Annotated in this window: 12 protein-coding genes; 3 read left to right on the forward strand and 9 right to left on the reverse strand. The window is 35.7% G+C overall.

Annotation, left to right across the window (positions count from 1 at the left end):
- Positions 1 to 529: 529 nt before the first annotated feature.
- Positions 530 to 2,530 carry an excinuclease ABC subunit UvrB gene (gene uvrB, locus SYN6308_RS16360; RefSeq protein ID WP_017295526.1) on the forward strand — a complete coding sequence of 667 codons (2,001 nt, stop codon included), beginning with the start codon at positions 530 to 532 and terminating at the stop codon, positions 2,528 to 2,530.
- A 43-nt stretch (positions 2,531 to 2,573) separates the two neighbouring features.
- On the opposite strand, the gene SYN6308_RS16365 is transcribed toward uvrB, so the two are convergent.
- The 4 genes from SYN6308_RS16365 to amt form a co-directional block, all read right to left on the reverse strand.
- Entirely contained in the window at positions 2,574 to 3,191 is a 618-nt protein-coding gene (locus tag SYN6308_RS16365; protein WP_017295527.1) for an ExbD/TolR family protein, read from the reverse strand.
- A gap of 552 nt (positions 3,192 to 3,743) precedes the next feature.
- Positions 3,744 to 4,406: a MotA/TolQ/ExbB proton channel family protein gene (locus SYN6308_RS16370; RefSeq protein ID WP_017295528.1), complete on the reverse strand. Its 663-nt coding sequence runs from the start codon at positions 4,404 to 4,406 to the stop codon at positions 3,744 to 3,746.
- Between the two features lie 311 nt (positions 4,407 to 4,717).
- Positions 4,718 to 6,124, reverse strand: coding sequence for a diguanylate cyclase (locus SYN6308_RS16375; RefSeq protein WP_052312648.1), 1,407 nt, complete (start codon positions 6,122 to 6,124; stop codon positions 4,718 to 4,720).
- A 333-nt stretch (positions 6,125 to 6,457) separates the two neighbouring features.
- Positions 6,458 to 9,241, reverse strand: a complete 2,784-nt coding sequence (gene amt, locus SYN6308_RS16380) for an ammonium transporter (RefSeq protein ID WP_017295530.1) — start codon at positions 9,239 to 9,241, stop codon at positions 6,458 to 6,460.
- 200 nt (positions 9,242 to 9,441) lie between these two features.
- On the opposite strand from amt, the gene SYN6308_RS16385 reads away from it, so the two are divergent.
- Complete coding sequence (locus SYN6308_RS16385) at positions 9,442 to 10,173, forward strand: cytochrome c biogenesis protein CcdA (RefSeq protein ID WP_026102129.1); 732 nt, start codon at positions 9,442 to 9,444, stop codon at positions 10,171 to 10,173.
- A gap of 143 nt (positions 10,174 to 10,316) precedes the next feature.
- On the opposite strand, the gene SYN6308_RS16390 is transcribed toward SYN6308_RS16385, so the two are convergent.
- Positions 10,317 to 10,952, reverse strand: a complete 636-nt coding sequence (locus tag SYN6308_RS16390) for a phosphoribosylanthranilate isomerase (RefSeq protein ID WP_017295532.1) — start codon at positions 10,950 to 10,952, stop codon at positions 10,317 to 10,319.
- A gap of 125 nt (positions 10,953 to 11,077) precedes the next feature.
- On the opposite strand from SYN6308_RS16390, the gene psaK reads away from it, so the two are divergent.
- On the forward strand, positions 11,078 to 11,353 hold the full coding sequence (gene psaK / locus SYN6308_RS16395; protein ID WP_017295533.1) for a photosystem I reaction center subunit PsaK: 276 nt from the start codon (positions 11,078 to 11,080) through the stop codon (positions 11,351 to 11,353).
- Between the two features lie 368 nt (positions 11,354 to 11,721).
- On the opposite strand, the gene SYN6308_RS16400 is transcribed toward psaK, so the two are convergent.
- The 4 genes from SYN6308_RS16400 to SYN6308_RS16415 all read right to left on the reverse strand — a co-directional run bounded on the left by SYN6308_RS16400 (position 11,722) and on the right by SYN6308_RS16415 (position 17,627).
- Positions 11,722 to 13,896, reverse strand: coding sequence for a glutamine synthetase III family protein (locus SYN6308_RS16400; RefSeq protein WP_017295534.1), 2,175 nt, complete (start codon positions 13,894 to 13,896; stop codon positions 11,722 to 11,724).
- A gap of 165 nt (positions 13,897 to 14,061) precedes the next feature.
- On the reverse strand, positions 14,062 to 14,376 hold the full coding sequence (locus SYN6308_RS16405; protein ID WP_017295535.1) for a hypothetical protein: 315 nt from the start codon (positions 14,374 to 14,376) through the stop codon (positions 14,062 to 14,064).
- A gap of 316 nt (positions 14,377 to 14,692) precedes the next feature.
- The gene (gene cruG / locus SYN6308_RS16410; RefSeq protein WP_017295536.1) at positions 14,693 to 15,862 is read right to left on the reverse strand and encodes a 2'-O-glycosyltransferase CruG; all 1,170 of its coding nucleotides are present in this window, start codon (positions 15,860 to 15,862) and stop codon (positions 14,693 to 14,695) included.
- A 262-nt stretch (positions 15,863 to 16,124) separates the two neighbouring features.
- Positions 16,125 to 17,627, reverse strand: coding sequence for an ammonium transporter (locus tag SYN6308_RS16415; RefSeq protein WP_017295537.1), 1,503 nt, complete (start codon positions 17,625 to 17,627; stop codon positions 16,125 to 16,127).
- Positions 17,628 to 17,787: the final 160 nt, after the last annotated feature.

Raw genomic sequence — 17,787 nt, forward strand, 5'->3', positions numbered from 1 at the left:
ATGTGTTAAGCATACCGCCAGCGTTCATCCTGAGCCAGGATCAAACTCTCCATTGTAGATTTCTTTTTCACCTTTCGATTACTCAGTCTTCTATAATGAGCTTTTTGATTGCTCTTTGTTTTTAGTAATTTAATACTTTTTTGTTAATTTAAAGTTCTTTAACAAGGGTGTATGTTATATTTGAAAATGGCTTTCAAACTATTGAATTTTCGAGGTTCGTGGTGTGTTAGACTGGGGCGTTTGCCTCAATCGCACATTTACTAATATAACTAATTAAAAAAAAAACGGCAACTTTTTTGCCAATCTTTTTTTGATTTTCTTTTTAATGATGGCTAGAAGTGTTGATTTATATGGGTTTTTCTTTTTAATTTTTTTTTTGATTTGGTGGGTAGTGCATCGCCCTACTCCGTCAAGTTTGAAGTTTTTGTTGGGTTTCGTTTCCTCAACCCAACCTACAAATTAGTAAAATAAGAAAATCAGGCCTTGATGAGAAACAAGGATAAAATCTTTTCGGGAGACGTGTCAATATATGTTTAGTTTAGAAGCACCTTTTAAGCCTATGGGAGATCAACCAAAGGCGATCGAGCGGCTGATACAATCATTACAGGCTGGATATTCTTTTCAAACTTTGCTGGGTGCTACGGGTACGGGAAAGACTTATACTATTGCTTGTACGATCGAGCAGTGGCAAAAACCGACTTTGGTATTGGCACATAATAAAACTTTGGCGGCTCAGTTATGTAATGAGTTGAGGCAATTTTTCCCTCACAATGCGGTGGAATATTTTGTCAGTTATTATGATTATTATCAACCAGAAGCCTATATTCCTGTCACGGATACTTATATTGAGAAAACTTCTTCTATTAATGATGAGATTGATATGTTTCGTCATTCGGCAACTCGATCGCTCTTTGAAAGAAAAGATGTTATCGTGGTGGCTTCTATTAGTTGTATCTATGGTTTGGGGATGCCTGTGGAATATTTGAAAGCCTCTATTCCTCTGAGGGTTGGAGTGGAATATGATCCTCGTCAATTGATTCGAGATTTAGTCAATGTACAATATAGTCGCAATGATATTGATCTGCGTCGTGCTACTTTTCGCATTAAGGGGGATGTTTTAGAAGTTGTCCCTGCCTACGAGGATCGAGTTATACGGGTAGAATTTTTTGGAGATGAAATTGAAGCAATTTCTCTTTTAGACCCTGTTACTAGCCAATTATTAGAGGAATTAAAGCAAATTAATGTCTATCCTGCCAAGCACTTTGTAACACCAAAAGACCAATTAGAGTGTGCGATCGAACATATTAAGGAAGAATTAGAGGAAAGATTAATAGTTTTAGAAAAAGAGGGAAAATTAGTTGAGGCACAAAGATTAAAACAAAAAACTAACTACGATTTGGAGATGTTAAAAGAGGTGGGATATTGTAATGGGGTGGAAAATTATTCTCGTCATTTAACAGGCAGAAAAGCAGGACAACCTCCTGATTGTTTAGTGGATTATTTCCCTGAAGATTGGCTTTTAATTGTGGATGAATCTCATGTTACTGTACCTCAAATTAAGGGAATGTATAATGGTGATCAAGCTAGGAAAAAAGTGTTAATTGATCATGGTTTTCGTTTACCTAGTGCTTCTGATAATCGTCCTTTAAAAGCGGATGAGTTTTGGCAAAAGGTGAAAAAATGTATCTTCGTTTCTGCTACTCCTAGTGAGTGGGAAATTGAACGATCGAACCATGAAATTGTGGAACAAATTATTCGCCCTACTGGTATTTTAGATCCTCAAGTTTTTGTTAGACCTAGTGAGGGACAAATTGATGATTTATTTGCGGAAATTAAAGAAAGAATTAAGAAAAAAGAAAGGGTTTTAATTACTACTTTAACTAAGAAGATGTCAGAAGATTTGACGGAATATTTACAAGAACGAGGGATAAATGTACAATATTTACATTCGGAAATTCAATCGATCGAACGTATTGAGATTTTACAAGGTTTAAGAGCTGGAGAGTTTGATGTTTTAATTGGAGTGAATTTATTAAGGGAAGGTTTAGATTTACCTGAAGTTTCTTTGGTGATTATTTTAGATGCTGATAAAGAAGGTTTTTTACGATCAGAAAAGTCTTTAATTCAAACGATTGGTAGGGCTGCACGTCATGTTAATGGCCAAGCTATTTTATACGCTGATAATTTTACTAAAAGCATAGAAAAAGCGATTAATGAAACTAATCGTCGTCGAGAAATTCAGTTTAAATATAATCAAGATAATAATATTATTCCTCGATCGATCGTCAAAAAATCAAGTAATTCTATTTTAGAATTTTTAGATATATCCAGAAAATTAAATAATCAAGAATTAGAAGAAGTTTGTACTCATATTGAAGAAATAGGTTTAGATCAAATACCTATTTTAATTAAACAATTAGAGGAAAAGATGCTACAAGCATCAAAAGATTTAGAGTTTGAAAAAGCAGTAGAATATCGAGATAAAATTAAAAGTTTACGATCGCAAATGTCCACTATTAATAAGAGTTAAAATTTTGATGGTGGGCATTGCCCACCCTACATTTAAGAATAGATTAAGGAAGGGGAGGAGGTGTGGGTGATACTGGTGCTGGAGGTTGGGTTGGTTGTGGAGTGGTAGAACTATCGGGATAACTAGGATAATAGGGGTTAAAACCAGAATAAGGATCAACGGTTTGAGTTGGCGCTTGAGATTTACCGGGTAAAGTGGCTAAGGCAACTCTTTCTCCCCCTACTTCTTTGAGCATATCTAAGACTTCAATGACTTGACTATAACGGACTTCTTGGGAAGCGTGAAGTACCATTAATCCGCTAGGGTTCAAACTATGATAGTTTTTGATGGCACTATATAATTGCACTTGGCTAACGGGTTGTTTTTCTAAGTATAGTTGTCCTCGATTGTCTAAACTAACGACTAACATTTCTCGCATTTGAGATGTGCCTGTACTGGCTTGGGGTAGGTTTAAACTCAAGGCTTGTTGACGGGAAAATCCTACGGCGGCAAGAATGAAAAAAGTCAAAATACAAAAAATTACGTCAATCATTGGCACAATTTCGATACTGACTTCTTGGGCGTTAATATCTTGCCAGAGTTTAAAGGGTTTTACGCCAAATTTATGGTGATTGGCTGATTTTTTTTCCGATAGTTGAGATTTTTCAGATAATTGAGTCATAAAGGTTTTCGCTACAAATAATATTTTTAATGATAAAGATTTTTTGATAAATTGTGGTAATCAAAGAGAGTCCAATATTAATACAGGGTTGTTCGATCGAACTTTTAACTTTAGATGGGAGAAAGAAGTCCCACGCTGTAAACACTATAGCAAAACATTACGTTTCAGCGTGGGATGCCGATCCACCAACATAAAAAAGTCTGATAATACATTCCCAAAATCAAAATCTTGTGCTAGAATAAACTTGGTCATTGACCCACCCAGCTGACTAAGAGGCTACCGAAGTGGTGTAAAAGTACTCGGCAGAGACTAGGGAAGCAACTATCAGTTCACTAAAAGGTCGTAAGACGCTGGTAGGAAGCGAATAGAATTTTTGTTCTATGGGTCTGCGGAAGGCGGACTCCTGCTCGGGTTGGCGGAAGCCATAAAGGTAGTAATACCAGAGATGCTTAGTAAGACTCGACAATGCTTAGATTTGGTTCGGAGTATTGTAAAGCATTGGCAAGTGAGACGAGAAGCCTACATTAAACCTACGGTATAGTGTTAGGTACTTCACTTATCCCTTGATAAACCAATTCTCATTTCTTCTTCTCGTTGAATCCATCGCTGACGATAAATAACTTCTAAATCACTTCCAGCTTTCCTAAAAACTCGTACTTGGTTAAACCAAAAAGCCTGAAATAATCGATAAAAAACTACGCTAGTAATAGCTACGATTAATCCCACGGCTGTAGAAATTAAAGATTCCCCAATACCTTGAGTAACTCCTGAAGTTGCACCAGTGCCTAAGTCACTGAGAGAAATCGAGCCTAAAGAACGAATTAACCCTAAAACTGTACCTAATAATCCTAACAAGGGAGATAAGGCAATAACTCCTTCTAAAATTTTGTCACCTTTACGCATTAGGGCTAATTCATCATCTGCTCCTGTTTCTAAGGCTAAGTGGAATATTTCAGGTTCGGGATTATCTAATTGTAAAGGGGTATTTAAAAACTTTCCTAATGGATGACTACGGTATCGAGAGGTAATCTCTAAAGTTTTTTCCCAATTAGTGGCAGCAGCGTCCATAATATTGTTTAAAATTTGTTCTTCTTTGATCAATACTTTTGACCAAAACCAAATACGTTCGATGATAGTACCCAAGGCAAGAATGGATAAAAATAGTAAAGGCCATATCGCTACGCCACCTTTTTCAATTAATTCGGCTAAAGTCACTGATTGTTACTCCTCAATCTTAATATTAATTTTCATTAACTAATTATCTTGTATGAATTGACAAATGACAATTAATCTGATTTCAATTTTAAAGACACAATGATTCGATCGAAATTCACCTATTCAGATTTTCAGGTGCAAATCTGTTAAAAATATCTACTTTCACATCTGAGACTCTCCACTTCAAGAAAAGTAGTTTTAATAAACTGGAGTTTGGTGAAGGTAGGCAAAGGGCAAGTAGGCAACTATAACTTTTACAACACGAGATAACAGCCTTGATGAGTATAAATAAAGAACAGATATACTTGATTCTATAGAATATGATATTTTACTTGATTTCTACCACTTTCTTTAGCATCATATAAGGCATTATCAGCCATTTTAATTAAAGATTCAATGGAACTTTCAGGGGAAGGAATAACAGAAGCAACACCTAAACTTAAAGTAATATACTGACTAACCTGAGATTTTTCATGGGGAATTTTTAAATTTTCTATTGCCTGTCTCAATTCTTCACTAATTTTAATTGCACCTTCTAAGGGCGTATTAGGTAAAATTATCGCAAATTCTTCACCGCCATAACGAGCTAAAAAATCGGAGGCTCTTTTAACGATATTATTCATTATTTGTGCTACTCTAATTAAACATTTATCTCCTGCTTGATGGCCATAAATATCATTATAAGGTTTAAAATAATCCACATCACAAAGAATAAGAGATAAGGGTTGTTTTTCTCTCCCACAACGTTGCCATTCTTGATTTAAAGTATTATCAAAAAAGTGTCGATTATAAACCCCTGTTAAACCGTCAATAGTGGCTAATTTACTTAGTTTCAATTCTAATTTTTTTCTAACGGTAATATCTCTCACGGTGACAGAAAAACCATCACCTAATTTGACGGCAATAAAATGAAACCATTTTTGAGTATTTTTATGATTATATCTAATATCTTCTTCTAAAGATTTCCCTGTTTCTACTACTTTGATAAAAGCTGGAAATAACTCTGGTTTAATTTTACTAATAAATTTTTTAAAAACTAATTTTCCTGTTAAATCTTCTGGTTGACTATTAAAAATTTGGGCGGTAACAGGGTTTACTACGATACAACGAAAATCTTTGATTTCTCCCGTTTGTGTGTCTCTTACAGCTTCTAAGGCGGCAATGCCATCAAGGGAGGCATTTAAAATACTAGAGATTAAAGCCCTCGATTGATATAAAATTGCTTCAGCTTCTTTTCTTTGACGAATTTCTTTTCTAAGATTTTCTTGCTCTTTTTTAATTAATTGTTGCTCTTTTTCTAATAATTTTCTTTGGGTTTGAATAGTTAATTGACTACTAATACGAGCGATAACTTCTTCTTCTTGAAAAGGTTTAGTTATATAATCAATTCCCCCTACTTCAAAGGCTTTTATTTTATCAAATACATCACTTAAAGCACTAATAAAAATAACGGGAATATCTTTTGTTTTTTCCTCTGACTTGAGTTTTTGGCAAACAGTATAACCATCCATATCTGGCATTAAAATATCTAGTAAAATTAAGTCTGGTGGATTAGATTGAGCTGCTAAAATTGCGGTTTCTCCATCAGGGGCTTTTTTTACTTTATAGTTTTTTATCTCTAACATCTTTGAAAGTACTCTTAAATTAGCAGGTTGATCATCAACGATTAAAATACTTTCAATAAGGTTATTTTCTGGGGAAAAATCATATTCATTCATTGATTCATTTAAAAATTTAATATCACAATTAACCATTAAAATTATTCCTTTGATTTCCTGATAAAATTTTACTTCTTATACTCTTAAATTTGGTATTAAAATTTGTTAATAAAATATAACTGTTTTAAATCTTTTGTAAAAATAAAATAGGGAATGGATACTTTTCAATAATGTTAGAATTGCTGTTTGAAAAAATAGGGATTTCTCCTTAATCATGAAAGATTGCTTCGTTTCCTCGCAATGACAATATTATAAAAAAAGCAATAGAAGGGTTAGAGACACAATACAGAGTTTTTCAATTCTTCATTCTTAATTTTCAATTCTCCATTGTTTTTATTCCTTTTCAATGAGTTTTCTGATTTTTTTAAGTTGAAAGTTATCGACTAAGTTGGTGAGTTTTTCTATCAATGCCTGATTTTTTTTTGGAATTTGTGCTATTAATTCTAATATTAAATCATCATCGAGATCAACGGATGCTTGATATAGTTTTTCTATCCACAATGAGGGCATTATTTGTAAATCTTCAAGGGTTAAAGGTTGACTGGTGGATACACTAGCCATATGAGTTTCTTCTTCATAAATATATTCTACTCCCAAGTGTTTTGCCATTGCCTCAAAGATAACTGATTCTTTAAAGGGTTTTCTGATAAAATCGTCACATCCTGCGGATAAAATGACGGCTTTTTCTTCTTCTAAGACACTAGCAGTTAGGGCAATTATGGCGGTGGCGTTACCTTTGATTGTGCCTTTGATATGTTGGGTTGCTTCGTAACCATCCATGACGGGCATTCGCATATCCATCCAAATTAGGTGAGGTTTCCAATCATCCCATATTTCGATCGCTTCTTGTCCGTTTCCTGCTTCTTTCAATTCAAATCCTAAGGGTTGTAATAGTTTGATTAATAGTAAACGATTCATGGGTCGATCGTCCACTACTAAGATTCGATACCTTTGTTGTCCTGATTTTAAGGCTACCACATGACGGGAGTACGATCGTTGTTCTAATTCCACTTCATCGGCATTGACTATTTTAGTGACAATGTCAAAACTAAAGATACTTCCTTCCCCTAGTTTACTCTTGATGGTGATGTCTCCTCCCATGAGTTGCACAAATTTACGGCTAATGGGTAAACCTAAACCTGTACCTTCTTGACTATTTCTGCCGACTTCTGTTTGAGAGAAGGCTTCAAAAACTTTGCCTAAATCTTTTTGGGCTATTCCTGCACCAGTATCTTCTACGGCAAAGGTGATACTAATTTGATCATCTTTGAAAATTTGATGAGGAGTTAAATAGATAAACAGGTTAACTCCTCCTTCTTGGGTAAATTTGATGGCGTTATTTAACAAATTTATCAATACTTGACGCAATTTAGTCTCATCAGTGTAAATATAGCGAGGCACATTATTTTCTCGCTCAAAGTTTAATTGTAATTCCTTTTCTTCGGCTTTTAATTGCAATAAGTCTTCAATTTCCTCTAATAATGTATAGAGATCGAAGTTTTTCTCATTCAATGTCATTTTTCCTGCTTCTATCTTCGATAAATCTAATACATTATTAATTAAATTTAAAAGATAGTTCCCACTGCGATGGATTATGTTAATATTTTCTTTATGGTCTTCTGGTAGGGTGTTCGATCGCATCATAATTTGAGAGAAACCTAAAATAGCATTCATGGGAGTGCGCAATTCGTGACTCATATTCGCCAAAAAGATACTTTTCGTTTGATTGGCGATTTCAGCTTTTTCTTTGGCTAAGGCTAATTCTATATTTCCTGCTTGAAGTTGGGCGGTGGATTTTTCTAAAGATTCCATGACTTGATTGTAACGGGTGGCAATATGTCCTACTTCCGTAAAAGGTTCAACTGGTACACGCAAACTAAGATTTTGCGTTTTAATTTGAGTATCCATTGTTGTTAGTAAGTCATAAACCTCAGTTTTTGCTCTATGCTCGGATACATTTAAACCTATATCTTCTTCTTCTAAAGAGACTCGTAAGGGGAAAAAATGATTACTGATATTAAGTAATAGATAAGCCACCCCAAAACCCCAAACAAAACAGACGATAATCCCTAATAATTGTACTAATAATTGTTGAAAAGAGTTTAAACCTGTGCCAAGTAACTCTGGTTTACCAAATAAAGCTACGGCTAAAATGCCCCAAGTGCCTCCTATACCATGCACGGCAACAGCATCTACTGCGTCATCAATTTTATAACGCTCAAATTGTGACTTGGTAAATAACATTAAATAACCACCAATCGCCCCAATAATTACCGCTTGGGGAGTAGAAACCACATGACAAGAAGCTGTAATGGAAACTAACCCTGCGATCGTACCATTCATCAAAAATTCTACTTCGGGTATTTTATACTTTTGCCAACCAAAAAAGCAACCACTAATCATTCCTGCCACTCCTGCCATGAGGGTATTGACTAAAATTTTGGGGACATGATTATCAAAAACAAAAATACTACCACCGTTAAAACCAAACCACGCAATCCACAGTAACATGACACCTAAGACGGATAAAGGCAAATTTGAGCCATTTATTTTATCCACCGAAAAACGATCGTGCCGAGGACCTATAATAAGTAAAAGGGCAAATGCTACCCAAGCACCGATGGAATGAACTACTGTACACCCTGCAAAGTCCACAAAACCTAGATTTCCTAACCATCCTGTAAATTGAGTATGAGTGTTATCAATACCATTCCAAACCCAATGACCGAAAACAGGGTATATAATGCCAGAAATAATTATAGAAGCGATAATATAAGCACCAAATTTTAATCTTTCTGCCACTGCTCCTGATACAATGGTGGTGGCGGTACTGCAAAACATTGCCTGAAACAAGAAAAAAGCGCCTAACTCTGAGTTATCTCCCACGTCAATAAAAAAGCCTTGAGTGCCAATAAATCCTCCCCAACTCAAGCCAAACATCAAGGCATAACCAAACATCCAAAATAAGGCAACGGAAATACCAAAATCTGCTAAATTCTTTACTGCTACATTTATATTGTTTTTCGATCGAGTTAACCCCGACTCCAGACACATAAACCCCGGTTGCATTAAAAATACTAACCCCGCACAAATTAAAATCCATTGTAAGTCAGTCATAATAAATAATGGAGAATTGAGAATGCAAAATGGAGAATGAATAATTAACAATATTGCCTTTCTTCAAAAATTTCTAGTTCAATTTATTGAACGTGATATTATTAGCGGTGTAATTTATTACACGGTGAGCTATTGATTAACGCCCTAATCCCTAATATTCTAAAACCTAAAACCTAAAACCTAACACCTCATTGATAATGATTTTTGAATCTGTATCCACAAAACTGTATCATTTGCAACAATTAGCCGAACAATTAGTTGCTAATCAATTAAATCATCTTAGCCTTGTTTCTATTCTCGTTATTTTATTTACAGGCTTAATTACCAGTCTTACCCCTTGTATGTTATCCATGCTTCCCTTGACGATCGCCTATATTGGAGGTTATGAAGATAAAGGGAAATTAGCTTCTTTTGTGCAATCGAGTTATTTTGCCTTCGGGTTAGCCACTACTTTAGCTATTCTGGGGGTTTTTGCCGCCTTATTAGGTAAAGTTTACGGGCAAATTGGTATTGGTTTACCGATTATTGTTAGCTCGATCGCTATTATAATGGGTTTAAATTTATTAGAGATAATTCCCTTAAAATTTCCAAATTGGGATACCACAAACTGGATAAAAGATAACTTTCCTAGTAATCTAAAATCTTACCTGTTGGGGTTAACTTTTGGTTTGATAGCCTCTCCTTGTAGTACTCCAGTTTTAATTACTTTATTAGCTTATATTGCTAGTAGTAAAAATATTGTGATTGGTGCAATTTTTCTTATTTTTTATGCGATTGGATATGTTTTTCCTCTAATCTTAGCAGGTACATTTACCGGGACATTAAAAAGTTTGCTAAATTTACGCATTATTACTCAGTGGATAAATCCCCTTAGTGGAGCAGTTTTATTAATCTTTGGTATTTTTTCCCTTGCTTCTCGTTTTAGTATTTAAGATATTTCTTCAAAAATTAAATTTTCGATAACTAAAACTAAGGGTTAAAACCCTCACTACAAACTTTTTTTAACCATTAATTATCCTAAGTTGCAAGAATATTTTTACTAAAAAATTTATAGAATTAAGCATAGAAAAAACTATTAATTTTTAACTTGATTTAAGTTATTTAATAATAATTTTATTTTTTCTAAATCTTTATTTCCTGCACTGATTTCTACACCACTAGACAAATCAATTCCATCACATTGTAAGGTTTGTAAGGCTAACATTACATTGTCTGGAGTTAAGCCTCCAGCTAGTAACCAAGGACGAGATGGTCTAAAATTATCTAATTGTTGCCAATCTAAAGTTTTACCAGTACCGCCATAAATACCTTGTTGAAAAGTATCTAGTAAAATAGTATCTATAAAAGGAGAATATTCTAGTAATAAACTTAAAGAATCAGCATTTTGATAACGAAAAGCCTTAATAATTTCTCTGTCAGGTAACAACTCCCTTAATTGTGAGCAAAAGTTCGGGGTTTCATCTCCATGAAGTTGTACTGCTGTTAAGCCTGTATTTTTAACTATTTTAATGATATTGTCTATTTCTTCATTGACAAAAACCCCTACTTTACTGATAGGTGAGGATAAAACTTTAATGATTTTTTTGATTTCCTCCTCTTGAATGTAGCGAGGAGATTTTTTGACACAAATAAATCCTAATGTGTCCACCCCTAAAGACTCGATCGAAATCGCCTGTTGCAAGTCAGTAATTCCACATATTTTAATACGCATAATAAGAAAAAAATTGAGTAAGAAATCAAAATGATTAATAATCTTTAAGAGAATTAATAAAAAAGCCCTGTAAATATTACCATAACGAAAATAGTTACCTTAAATCAAATTAAATTCTTAAAATTATGAACTTTTTAGTGTTATCAAATCTTCTAGCAAGTATTCCTCAAACGGTAGAGTGGAATTTTAATGTAGCTTTAGTGATGATTTCAGCGAACTTATTAGCAGTATTTATTGGGCGTTTCGCTATCCAACAAACTGGAATTGGTCCTGATTTACCCGTAGGAAAACCTGCATTATGGAAAAGATTTGGACTCCCTGAATTATTGGCTACCCTTAGTTTTGGGCATATTTTGGGTGCTGGTTTTGTCTTAGGCTTATCCAACGCAGGATTATTATAGGCTTTGCCTCATAGTCGAATGATGAAGATAGGAGAGAACCTCAGTGAATCATAAAGAAAATGATGAAAACTAGACAGGTGGACAAGTGGACAAGTGGACAGGGAGAAAAATTCTTAATATTTGATGTACTTTTGAGAGAATTTTATTCATTCACAAGAAATACAATCTTCCTGTCTGCCTGTCTGCCTGTCTTCCAAGTCAGCCCTCATCTATTTTTATAGTTCACTCGGGTGAGAGAGGATTTAGGAGACAGGAGATAGGATAAATAAAGGTTTTTAGGGGATAAATAATACACACAATTCCCGTAGAGACGTAAAATTTTACACCTCTACAATGATTTCATCTTCTCAAAATTTAATTAAAAACCCCTACTTGATAAATAACATCTCTTGATAGGTGGGCAAAGGCCATAATTCATCGGCAATTTCCGCTTCTAAACCATCGGCATATTTGCGCACTTCATCCATTAACGATCGAATGGTTTGAGCATAATATTGAAGATGATCTTCCACGCTGTCAAAATCATGTTTACTTAGGGCATGACTTAATTTATAAACTTCCGCCATCATCGCATCAGCTAATTCAGCTACTTTTTTCACTGGAGTTACATCAACTTCAATACCCATATTTTTGAGAATGACAATAGTACCGCTTAAATTCGATAAATATTTCATCGCCGCAGGATAAATAGTCGTTTTTGCGATACTAATCACTAATTTAGCTTCTACTTCGATCGACAATAAATATTGTTCCGCATAAACTTCAAAACGACTTTCTAATTCTACGGGAGAAAGTACACCAGTTCTCTCAAATAATTCCTCAATATATTTTTCTTTTAAAACAGGTAAAGCATCAGCAGTGGTAGGTAAATTAGCTAAACCTCTTTCTTCCACCGCCATTTCATGCCATTCGGAAGAATAACCATTGCCCCCAAAAACCACGTTACCGTGTTTTTCCATGATTTCTTTGAGGACTTTTTGAATAGCAGTATTTAACTCTGTACCTTTTTCCAATTCAGATTCTAACTGTTCTGCAATCCAGTTTAAGGAGTCCGCTAAAATGGTATTCATAGCCACAAGAGGACCTGCTACAGATTGCCCTGAACCTACCGCACGAAACTCGAAACGATTACCTGTAAAGGCAAAGGGAGATGTACGATTTCTGTCACCCGGATCCATGGGAATCTCTGGTAAAGTATCCACACCAATATTCATAGTTTCAGCTTTTTTGCAACTTTTAACTTCACCGTTGCGGATTTGCTCAAAAACGTCCTCTAATTGTGAACCTAAATACACGGACATAATGGCAGGGGGAGCTTCGTTTGCCCCTAAACGGTGATCATTACTTGCTGTTGCTACGACTGCGCGCAAAAGGGGTCCGTATTTATGGGCGCCTCGAATTACTGCTCCACAGAAAACTAAAAATTGAGCGTTGGCGTGAGGAGTATCACCCGGGTCTAGTAAGTTACCTTGTGTAGCATTACCTACCGACCAGTTAACGTGTTTTCCTGAACCGTTAATACCTGCAAAGGGTTTTTCATGGAGTAAACAGATAAAACCATGTTTTTTTGCCATTTTGCGTAAAATGGTCATGGTTAACTGTTGATGATCTGTTGCTACGTTTGCTGCTTCAAAGAAGGGAGCTAATTCAAATTGTCCGGGAGCAACTTCATTATGGCGAGTTTTGGCAGGAATTCCTAAGCGATACATGGATTCTTCCACATCCTGCATGAACACTTGTACTCTTTCAGGAATTGCTCCGAAGTAGTGATCATCAAATTCTTGTCCTTTAGCGGAGGGTTTACCAAATAAGGTTCTTCCTGCTAATAATAAATCTGGGCGACTATGAGCAAAATTGGCATCTACTAAGAAGTATTCTTGTTCTGCTCCACAACTGGAGTTAACGGGAGCTATCTCTTTATGTCCTAATAATTTTAAGACTTTACGAGCCGCTTTATTCATAGCTGCATTCGATCGAAGTAGGGGAGTTTTCTTATCTAGGGCTTCTCCTGTCCAAGAAACAAATACCGTAGGGATACAAAGGGTTACGCCATTATCAGTTTCCATAACATAGGCTGGGCTGGTGACATCCCATGCCGTATAGCCTCTGGCTTCAAAGGTCGATCGAATCCCCCCATTAGGAAAAGATGAGCCATCGGGTTCGCCTTTTACCAATACTTTACCTGCAAACTCAGAAATAACCGAACCGTCACCCTGTACGGAGACAAAACCGTCATGTTTTTCTGCTGTAGAGTTAGTAAGAGGATAGAAAACGTGGGCGTAGTAAAGGGCTTTTTTGGAAATTGCCCAGTCTCTCATGGCTGTTGCTACCACATCGGCAATAGACACATCAAGAGGTTCACCTGTTTGAATGGTTTTTTTCAGAGATTTGAAAATATCTTTAGGGAGACACTCTTGCATCTTGCTAAGAGTAAAAACATCTTTTGCCCACATATCCTCTAACCGTTTGGGAGTGTTAAAGGGCTTGATTTCTCTATTGGTAATTTGGTTAATGGCTTGAACCCGTGAATTATTTCCGCTCATAGTTACTTTTTTAAAGATAATCTTTAATTGTAATTACTTAAGGGTTTTTTAAAAGTCCACAAAGAACAATTTTCTCCCAATTTATTCGTGAGCTAGTTTGCATCTAAGTAGAGTTTGATACGAAAATATTGGATAAGGGAAGGTTTCAGTTAGTAGATTTTAGGTTTAATTTAATTGATGATTATTTAATTTAATGATTTGTGTATCAGGAAATTTGAGAATAAGTTCCCATTCTCCTCCTAATTCAGTTATCATACGGGTTAAATTTTCTAGGGTAAGATGTTGTTTTAAATCAGCCGATTTTTTTGAAAAATAGGAGTATTCATTTTCACTTTCTATAATGTTTTCCGAAGAAATTTCTAGTCGTTGACGAAGCTCGTCAATGATTTGCATTTCTTGTAACAATTCTTGAGTTTTAGCTTCAATTTTTGCTCGTCTTTCAGGTGACAGTTTATTCATTTCATCATCAAAACTAATCATTGATTTTCCTCCGTAGACTTTTCAGCAAACCCTACTTAATACCTCAGTTCGACATAAAGAAAATGATGAAAACTAGACAGGTAGACAAGTGGACAAGTGGACAGGTAGAAAAATTCCCAATATTTGTGGGTTTTAAAAATAATTTTATTGACTCAAAAAAACACAATCCTCCTGTCTGCCTGTCTGCCTGTCTTCCAAGTCAGTCCTCACCTATTTTTATATCGAACTCAGGTACTTAATAGACTTCTCCAAAAAAGATTTTTTATTGGCTCGTAGTAAGGGCTTCAGCCCTCATTTTAGCAATTAATGGAGATGTCTAATAGTTTCTGCCTCGCCATTGACGGGGTTTTTGCGTAGCTGATAAAAAGATTCTTACTACTGCGAAAATATCGGCGGTAGGGGAGAGTAAAAAGAATAATTCCCTCGGTGATTTCGTAAATTGATAGGAAGGGGCGATCGCACCTAATAAGGCAAAACGGATTAATAGTAAAATACAATTAAGGATATATAACAAGTAAAAACTGAGAAAATCTAACTGAGAACAGAAGAAAAAGCCTATAAGCACGATCGAAAAGGGTAAAGCCTGAATTAAAGCTAAAAAGCCACATTCTGCCCATAACTGAGCTTTTGAACCTGCATCCTTGAGATCGATCGATCTTCCCCATTCACGCCAAGTTTCTTCTAAACCCTCATACATTCTCACTTTGATCACTTTTGCACCATCAGCAAAACCCACCTTATAACCTAAACTGGCGATATAACGAGCCAAAGTCACATCATCACAAAAAGAATTAGAAGCAAAACTATAACCGTCTATAGCTTCTAAAACCTTGCGTTTAATTAAAAAACATTGTCCATTCGCCATCACCGTTTCCGCACTTTTTGCATCGACTCCTGACGACTCAAAACGATAAAGCAAAGTCATTAACAAAGCAGGTTGTAACCACCATTCTCCAGCACCCTTGAGAATAAATTGAGGAGAAAGAGACACCACATCATAATTATGTGCATTCGCAAAATTTATCAAACTGGGAATTAAGCCTTTTTGGGGTTGAGTATCTGCATCTATGCCTAAAATCCATTCACTGGTTTCTGAACTATTTAAAAATCCATTATGTAATGCCCAAGGTCTGCCCACCCAATTATTAGATAAGGGGGGATCGGTGACAAGACGAATACGAGGATCAGTTTTTGAGGCTTCTATTACTTTATCTCTTGTACCATCTTGGGAGTTACTATCGACAATAATAATTTCTTTGACTTCGTAACTTTGACGGGTAATGCCTTCTAGCATTTTATCAATTCGATCGACCTCATTGAGAGTGGGTACAATCACACTAACTTTAGCTAACAAAGAAGGATCAGCAGATTCAGGTTTTAAAGGAGGAAATCGAGTTGCCCCCCTAAATAATCGACTCAGAAGAATAAAAAAACAAACACTTTGAAAGAGTAATAAAACGAAACAAATAATCGCATTGGTTATCATTGCGTAAAAAAAGACTAATTTTAAGTCAATTTTAAACTTAAATCTTCAAAACAAGCAAAAAAAACCCGTCTTCTAAGAGACAGGATTAACTGAGTTATTGATTGTAATGGACGCAAACCTTAATGGACGCAAACCTTAATGGACGCAAACCTTAATGGACGCAAACTTTAATGGACGCAAACTTTAATGGACGCAAACTTTAATGGACGCAAACTTTAATGGACGCAAACCTTGCGTCCCTACAACCTAACTGCTTTTGTAACTATAATTCAATGCCAGAACTAACTTCTCCAACGCTAGAGCCAAAGCCTCCAGCAAGAATGTCAGCTTCTTTGACAAATCCGCTATAGGCTTCCATACCGTGTTCGGAAATGTCTAAACCTTTCACTTCTTCCTCAACATGAACTCTAATACCTACAGTAGCTTTGAGAGCATACCAAAAGATAGTGCTAACAACAACAGTAAAACCACCCACGGTTAAAACACCGATTAATTGGGTGAAGAAACTATGACCATTTACACTAAAAATACCTACGGCTAAAGTTCCCCAAATACCACAGACTAAGTGAACAGAAGTTGCACCAACAGGATCATCAATTTTTAAAACTTTATCAAAAAATCCTACGGCAAAAACCACAATGACACCAGCAATAGCACCAATAATAATAGCACCGAAATAAGTTACATCAGCACAACCTGCGGTGATACCCACTAAACCAGCTAAAACACCGTTAATAATCATGGATAAGTCTGGTTTACCATCCTTTGCCCAAGATGTCGCAGTAGCTGTAATACTACCTGCCGCTGCGGCTAAGTTGGTAGTAAGAGCAATATAGGGTACGTTTGCAGTAGCAGCTAACTCAGAACCGGGGTTAAAACCAAACCAGCCAATCCAAAGGATTAAACATCCTAAAGTCGCAATACTCATATTATGACCGGGTATAGCATTTACTTTACCATCGCTGGAATATTTACCTTGACGGGGTCCTAAAATGGAAGCCCCCATTAAGGCTGCCCAACCACCGACAGAGTGAACTACGGTTGAACCTGCAAAATCCTTAAATCCCATTTCCGCTAACCAACCGCCATCCCATACCCAATGTCCAGTAATGGGATAAGCAATTCCGATTAATAGTACACTGAAAATTAAAAAGGCATCAAATCTAATTCTTTCGGCTACCGCACCAGATACGATCGTGGCAGCAGTGGCGGCGAAAGCTAATTGGAAAAAGAAAGAGATAGACTCAGGTACTTTTGTCAAAGTTTTCACTTCAACTTCTACTCCTTCAACCATGGTTTTGGTTATTTCAAAGGCTTCTGAGTCACTGTAAGGGAGACTGCTACCATTGAAAAAGAAACCATCTAAACCGATAAAACCGTTACCGTTACCGTACATTAAACCATAACCGATCGCCCAATAAACAATAGAGGCGATACCAAAGACGATTAAGTTTTTAGCAAGGATATTAACAGCATTTTTTTGACGGCAAAAACCCGCTTCTAGCATGGCAAAACCCGCATTCATGAACACAACTAAAATACCTGCTATCAATAAGAAAACAGAATCTAAAACGATTTTTAATTGCCCTACATCTTCGGGTTGTCCAAATCCTTGTGCCATTGCGGCGCTATTCCACACCATAATAATAATGGCGGTTAAGGGAATACAGGCTAACTGATAAGGAGAAAATAAATTTCTAACACGAGCTATAGAATTAAGTATAAAACTACCTTGATCGTTCGATCGAGATACTTTGTTATTCATTTTTTTTGACATCATCACCATGAATTTTTATTGGTATAGATTTGCACCAAAACTACATAGAAATTGAGGATTTAATCTCTTAAGTCTTCAATTAACTGTTAAATATTGTTATGTTTTAACTAATCTTTTCTGTATCCAAAAATACAATTAAGCAGTGAAT

The organism is Geminocystis herdmanii PCC 6308 (genome assembly GCF_000332235.1).
GTDB classification, from domain to species: domain Bacteria; phylum Cyanobacteriota; class Cyanobacteriia; order Cyanobacteriales; family Cyanobacteriaceae; genus Geminocystis; species Geminocystis herdmanii.